A 6,270-nucleotide genomic window follows, 5' to 3' on the forward strand; every position below is an offset into this window, starting at 1 on the left:
CTTGGCGGCAAACGCTCCTGGGCATGACCAAGCTGCCTGGCACGGTAATCGGCGAACCCGACTGGAACGGCAAGACAAAGATTCTGAGCGGCAATGTGCAGGCCACGATTCCGTTCACTGTTGCGAACCAGACGCTGCGGTACAGCGGCCAGTTCAACTGGCAGCACGCTTATACGCCCCTGATTCCGAACGATGACCTGACCATCGGCTCCCCGTACACGGTGCGCGGCTTCGACGGTCAGACGACGCTTGCCGCCGAAAGCGGTTGGGTCTGGCGCAACGAACTCGGGCTGAGTTTCGCGGGACAGATGCCGTTCGTCGCATTCGATGCGGGACGGGTGAGCGGCCCCAATGTGCAGTATCTGCTGGGGCAAACCTTGATGGGCGCCGCGCTGGGCTTGCGTGGCCATGTTCCCGCGAGCATTTATGCCGCGATCGATTTCGAGGTCACGCTCGGCTGGCCAGTGGTCAAGCCTCGAGGTTTTCCGGGCGGCCCGGCGCTGATGTTCCAGGCGAGCACGCTGTTCTAGCACGCATAAAAACAATAGCAACAACAAGAGAGAGAAGCATGAATCAGGGTCGTTTCCGGTTAGTGTTCAGTGGTCTGCACGGCATGATGATGGCGGTTGCCGAGTTCGTGAGCGCACAGGGCAAAGCCGAAGCGGCGGGTGATCGGAGTGCTCCGGCCAGTGCGCATGAATCGTCTGACACGCCGTGGTTCGCCACTCGCAAGTCCACCTTCGCCGCGCTCTGCCTGTTCGGTCTGCAACCGCTTCTGGTCGATGTAGCGCACGCGCAGGCCACGCTGCCCGTCACACCCGATCGCAACGCAAGCGGTGCGCATCCGGTGGTGAGCGTGGCTGGAAACGGCGTTCCCGTGGTCAACATCGTGGCCCCGAATGCGGTCGGCACGAGCCATAACAAGTACACGGATTACAACGTTGGACAAAAGGGTCTGGTTTTAAACAACAGCGGCCAGAACAGCCAGACGCAAACCGCAGGCTGGGTGCAGGGCAACCCGTTCATGGGCAACCAGAGCGCGCGGACCATCCTGAACGAAGTCACCAGCGGCAATCGCTCGCAACTGCTTGGCATGACCGAAGTCGCAGGCCGCGCGGCCAATGTCGTCATCGCCAATCCGGCGGGGATTTATTGCAATGGCTGCGGTTTCATAGCCGCGCCGCGCGTGACGCTCACCACGGGCGTGCCTGTGCTGGACGCCAATGGCGCGTTGAGCCGCCTCGATGTCATGCAAGGCGCAATCACGATTGACGGTCAGGGGCTCGACACGCGTGGTGCCAGTCAAAGTGATCTGATAGCGCGTGCAATGGAGATCAACGGCCAGATCTGGGCGCAGCAACTGAACGCAACGGCAGGCACGAATCAGGTGAACTACACCGATGGCGGTGCCACACCGATTCCTGGAACCGGTGCACGGCCGGTGGTCGCTATCGATGTGTCGGCGCTCGGCAGCATGTACGGCAACAACGCGGTGCGGCTGGTGGGCACGGAACTCGGCCTGGGTGTGAACCTCGGCGGCACGCTTAATTCGCTCACCGGCGATATCCAGGTGGCGAGCAACGGTGACGTCACGATTACGCCCAAGGGTGCGTTGCTCGCTGCGAACAATGCGCAGGTCAGTGCCACGTCGATTACTAACGCGGGGACGGTAGCAAGCGATGGCAATGTCGCGCTCATCGCGACCCAAGCGCTCACGAATGTGGGCACCGTCACGGCCAGAACGAATCTTGGCGGCACGGGCCAAAGCGTGGCGAATAGCGGCACGTTGGCGGGCGGTATCGCGACCGATGGCACCGTGAACGCGGCAGGCAGCATGAGCGTCATTGCGTCGGGTGTGTTGCACAACAGCGGCACGATTCAGGGTGGGCAGAACGCACTGGTGCAAGCCGCGAACGGTGATCTGTCGAACGGCTCGATTCACGCGGGCAAGGTCGCCACGCTCGCCGTTGCAGGCGACGTGCTGCACACCAACGCAACGCTGGACGCGCCCTCGCTCGATGTGCGTGTTGGCGGGACGCTTACCAATCAGCACGGCTCGATTGCGAGTCAGGCACCGTTGAACCTGACGGTGGGCGCACTCGATAACCGCAGCGGCGTGGTGTCCTCGCAAGGCTCGCTCAATATCGATATCGTAACGGGCTCTACCGCCGGTATCGGTCGAGCGATTGTCGAGGGGCTGGCGCGCGCTGGAGCGTCTGTCGTGATAAACGGCCGAGGCGAAGAACGGGTTAGCAAAGCTGTTCAGGAGATACGTCAGCTATTTCCCGAGTCCGATATCGATGGCGTCGTCGCCGACTTGGCCACAGCTAAAGGCGCAGCATCTTTTTTCGAGCAAGTGGAAGGCGCCGACATTTTGATCAATAACCTGGGCACGGCAAAGCCCAAGCCCTTTGACGAGCTCACCGATGATGATTGGCTCGACCTGTTCCAGATCAACGTCTTGAGTGGTGTAAGGATGACTCGCCATTACCTACCGAAAATGGTGAAGCGAGGGTGGGGACGAGTTGTGTTCATCAGCAGCGAGTCCGCACTGGCCATACCAAAGGAAATGATCGACTACGGTATGACAAAGACGGCGCAACTTGCAATTTCCAGAGGAGTTGCGGAAACGGTCGGTGGAACAGGTGTAACGGTAAATTCAGTCCTTCCAGGCCCGACGCGCTCCGAAATCATGTCGAACTGGATGAAATCCGGGGCCGAGAGCCAAGGCATCACCCAAGAAGCCGCCGAGCAGCAATTTCTGAAAACAACGCGTCCCACATCGCTCATCAACCGATTCGCAACCACAGAAGAGGTTGCAAATATGGTTGTGTACGTCTGTTCAGAGCAGGCTTCGGCCACTACCGGTGCCGCGCTACGAGTGGACGGCGGCATCGTCAGATTTGTTGCGTAAAGCTAAGCGTATTTGGACTTCACGGTCGACTTGGCACCGACGGATGATTCGATCGATTCGCCTATGGTCGGCTCACCGCTCGGCTGTGCACGAACGTTGAAATCGCTTCGACGAGATGGTCCGCCAGAGGCAAGTCTGGATCCGAGTGCGCGGCGAGGTTTTTGTTCCGGTCTGCCTTATCGACACGCTTGAGGACGTGGTTTGCGTTGGCGACCAGCACGAGTCCGGCCTGGGGGTACGAACGACATCTAATCTCTAGCGACAATTGTCAGCGATCCAGAGTTTGGTGTCGATTGTCCGCTCGTGGCCGGGCTCTGCCCTACGGACGATCGGCCATACCCGACCCCCAATCGACCTTTGAAGGACCGCGCATCGAACGGCCGTTTTCAAGGTATTGCAGACCTTCGCGCACTCTTGCCAAACGACCCCTTGTCTCGTCTTTAGTGTCGACTTCCCTTGCACACCAAGCAACATCCGTATTTAGCGAGAACAGACGTGCCCGCTATTAGAAAACATCGTGCGACAAATGCATCTGCATTGCATGCGAGCATGCCTCCTTCGTATTCGGTGTCCCTCAGGGACTGATGGTTCGCGAAGGCCTTCAAGATCAAAGCGCCGGATGAAGACTGCGTACCGGGCTCACCGCTTCGAGCAGGGAGGCGACGTGGAGAATGGTGGATTCCGCTTGCCACGCGCCGACGACCTGCACGTTGATTGGCATCCCTTCCTTGCTTGTACCGAACCGCATCGCCAAGCCCGGCAAGCCAGTTACGTTCAGCGGCACCGTTGCGCCTTGCAGGTAGGTGGCATCTACCGTCTGGCCGTCGATGACGAAGCTTTCGACGCCATGTTTGTGAGCTGAGATCGGCAGCACATGGGTGATCAGCGCGTCGTATCGGGTGAAATAGTCGGCATAGCCATCGCGCAGTCGCTCGGCTGCCTGCTCAGCCTCGATAAAGTCCTGCATCGACGTATCAGGCAATGAGAGCATCGTCTTGGCCATCTTGTAGATTTCATCCTGGCTGCGGCCTGCCGTGGCGGCCGCAAAGGCGGGCTTCATTTCCATCACATGGAGCTTGTTGAATACGTCGAGCGCAAAATCGCGTTCGAGTGCAGGGATACCGACGGGTTCTACGAAAACGCCTTGATCCTTTAGTGCGTCGGCGGCTGCCTTAACCGTCGCCGAAACCTCTGGATCGACGGGCCCGAAGCCAGGGCCGACCATCCAGCCTACGCGTAAGGGACAAGCCGGGGCGCGACCCATACCCGCATCGAATTGGACCGTGCTGCTCGCAAACGCATCCTTGCCGTCTGGTCCGCTCAATATCGAAAACGCCAGCGCGATGTCACGCACCGAGCGGGCCATCGGGCCGACATGCCAGAATCGACGTGGTGCACGGGGCCAAATACCTGTCATCGGCACACGGCCATGCGTAGCTTTCATGGAAGTGATGCCGGTCTGTGCCGCCGGGCCACGCACAGAAATAGCGAGGTCTGTCCCTAGTCCAATCGGAGACATCCCTGAGGCGATTGCCGCCGATTCGCCGCCGCTCGAGCCACCTGGCGTGCGGGTCAAATCCCACGGGTTATTCGAACGACCGGACAGCAGATTGTCACTCTCGATCCAGTAGGAAAACTCGGGAAGATTCGTTTTTGCGAGCAGGATACCGCCCGCTTTTTTCATGCGCGCGACACTGGTTGCATCGGTATCCGGGCGGCGATCTTTGAAGATGGGCGATCCGCGCTGGGTCAACACGCCAGCCGTGTCGATCGAATCTTTGACGGTGAAGGGGACGCCATGCAGCGGACCCAGTTCATCTCCGGCCAGGACCGCGGCTTCGGCGGCCTTTGCAATCTTCAGCGCTTCGTCCGCTACCGTCACTATCGCGTTCACTTTCGGGTTCACGGCGGCAATACGGTCAAGGTGCGCCTGCATGACTTCGACCGGCGAAACTTCATTGGTGCGGATAAGTTCGGCCAGCGCTGTCGCATCTTGAAAGAATAAGTCGTTTTTCATAGAGCAGCCTCTTGGGTTGGGAAGCGGTCATACGGCGTCAAATAAAACTAACTAACGTTTGTTAGGTAGACGATAGACGCTATACTTGTCGTCGTCAACACTTCTTTCACCGCAGGGATTTATGAAGAACCAGCCGAGCACAAGCCCGAGTTCCAGCGACAAGATTCTTGTTGCTGCGACCAGAATTGCGCAGGCCCACGGCTTTGGCGGACTGAACATGCGTGCGCTTGCCGATGATCTGGGTATCAAGGCCGCTAGCCTTTATTACCATTTCTCCAGTAAGGCGGACCTTGCCGCCGCGGTGGCCAGACTTTACTGGGAAGACTCGGCGGCTACGCTGGAAGCCTTCTTGATCGAGACCCCTGCTCCTGCCGAGTGTTTGCGCAGATACCCGAATACGTTTCGTAAATCGTTGGAAAGCGACAACCGCATTTGTCTTTGCAGCTTCATGACGGCCGAGTACGACGATCTCCCCGAGGGCGTGAGGGCCGAAGTGCGGGCATTCACTGAAGTGAACGTCGCGTGGCTTAAAAGGGTCATCGTGGCGGGCGCGATGGTTGGCGCCCAAGACGCCGAAAATCGTGCACGGGCGATTTTTGCTGCAGTTTCAGGCGCGCAATTAATGGCGCGTGGCCGTTCCGATATCGCCCTCTTCGATGCCTTGATAAACAGTTATCGCGAGGCAGGACTGATCCCGGCATAAAAGAGGCATGCGGAATTGGTCTCCGCTGGACGCGTCACATCGACCGTAATTAAGCGTCTGCTATTACCTTGAAACCGCAAGTTGAATCGAGACTGGCCGCGTTCCATTTAGCGAGAGAGCCTCAATCGTGGACCGCCGCAGTGACCACAATGAGAGCCGAAAAGACCAGCGCCGGGGCGAGATGCCGGAACGGCTCCCGATTTCGTAGCAACGTGAAGAGCGCACCGATCATGATCGCACCGGCCAGCGTCAGGCCTAAAACCCTGGTTTGCCGTCCAGGAAGAAGTGTTGCACTGAGCAGTTCGAGAGCGCCACACAGCAACGGAAACCATGCCGGGTAACCCCATTGTGCGAAGTCGCGCTTCACCGCGCCGAGCCCCGCGAGATTGACCACCCCGGCAACCGCGAACAGAACCGCTGCGATCGTCGCGAGAATCGACTGGAAATTCAACGCCATCGTCATGCTCCGGTGCTTTGCTGAAAATGCGTCTGTGCGGAAAGGTCCGTAATCAGGCTTGGGCCGTGGGGTTCCCACGCAAGAACGCGCCGGGCATGCTGGCCGCTTATCGTCTGGTCGAGCGCCAGTGCGTCAGCAAACGGGCCAAGCGATTTGCGAGCATCGTCGAGCGGCCATAA

5 protein-coding genes are annotated in these 6,270 nt (G+C 59.1%); 3 read left to right on the forward strand and 2 right to left on the reverse strand.

Annotated features, from left to right (window positions below; genetic code table 11):
* On the forward strand, positions 1-530 hold a 530-nt coding region (locus tag ACFFAR_RS21775; RefSeq protein ID WP_375508446.1), incomplete at its 5' end, for a ShlB/FhaC/HecB family hemolysin secretion/activation protein.
* A gap of 38 nt (positions 531-568) precedes the next feature.
* Positions 569-2,914, forward strand: coding sequence for an SDR family oxidoreductase (locus ACFFAR_RS21780; RefSeq protein ID WP_174364018.1), 2,346 nt, complete (start codon positions 569-571; stop codon positions 2,912-2,914).
* A gap of 607 nt (positions 2,915-3,521) precedes the next feature.
* On the opposite strand, the gene ACFFAR_RS21785 is transcribed toward ACFFAR_RS21780, so the two are convergent.
* Entirely contained in the window at positions 3,522-4,931 is a 1,410-nt protein-coding gene (locus ACFFAR_RS21785) for an amidase family protein (RefSeq protein WP_174364017.1), read from the reverse strand.
* A gap of 121 nt (positions 4,932-5,052) precedes the next feature.
* Here ACFFAR_RS21785 and ACFFAR_RS21790 point away from each other — a divergent pair, with 121 nt between their 5' ends.
* Complete coding sequence (locus tag ACFFAR_RS21790; RefSeq protein ID WP_075360117.1) at positions 5,053-5,634, forward strand: TetR/AcrR family transcriptional regulator; 582 nt, start codon at positions 5,053-5,055, stop codon at positions 5,632-5,634.
* Between the two features lie 121 nt (positions 5,635-5,755).
* On the opposite strand, the gene ACFFAR_RS21795 is transcribed toward ACFFAR_RS21790, so the two are convergent.
* A complete protein-coding gene (locus ACFFAR_RS21795) occupies positions 5,756-6,091 on the reverse strand; it encodes a DoxX family protein (RefSeq protein ID WP_375508447.1) in 336 nt (111 codons plus the stop codon).
* Positions 6,092-6,270: the final 179 nt, after the last annotated feature.

It is taken from the genome of uncultured Caballeronia sp. (genome assembly GCF_964243625.1).
Lineage (GTDB): Bacteria > Pseudomonadota > Gammaproteobacteria > Burkholderiales > Burkholderiaceae > Caballeronia.

Excerpts from the sequence above, each read along its gene's own strand:
- ACFFAR_RS21780 (WP_174364018.1), top strand. The coding sequence starts at position 569 with ATGAATCAGGGTCGTTTCCGGTTAGTGTTCAGTGGTCTGCACGGCATG.
- ACFFAR_RS21785 (WP_174364017.1), bottom strand. The coding sequence starts at position 4,931 with ATGAAAAACGACTTATTCTTTCAAGATGCGACAGCGCTGGCCGAACTT.
- ACFFAR_RS21790 (WP_075360117.1), top strand. The coding sequence starts at position 5,053 with ATGAAGAACCAGCCGAGCACAAGCCCGAGTTCCAGCGACAAGATTCTT.
- ACFFAR_RS21795 (WP_375508447.1), bottom strand. The coding sequence starts at position 6,091 with ATGGCGTTGAATTTCCAGTCGATTCTCGCGACGATCGCAGCGGTTCTG.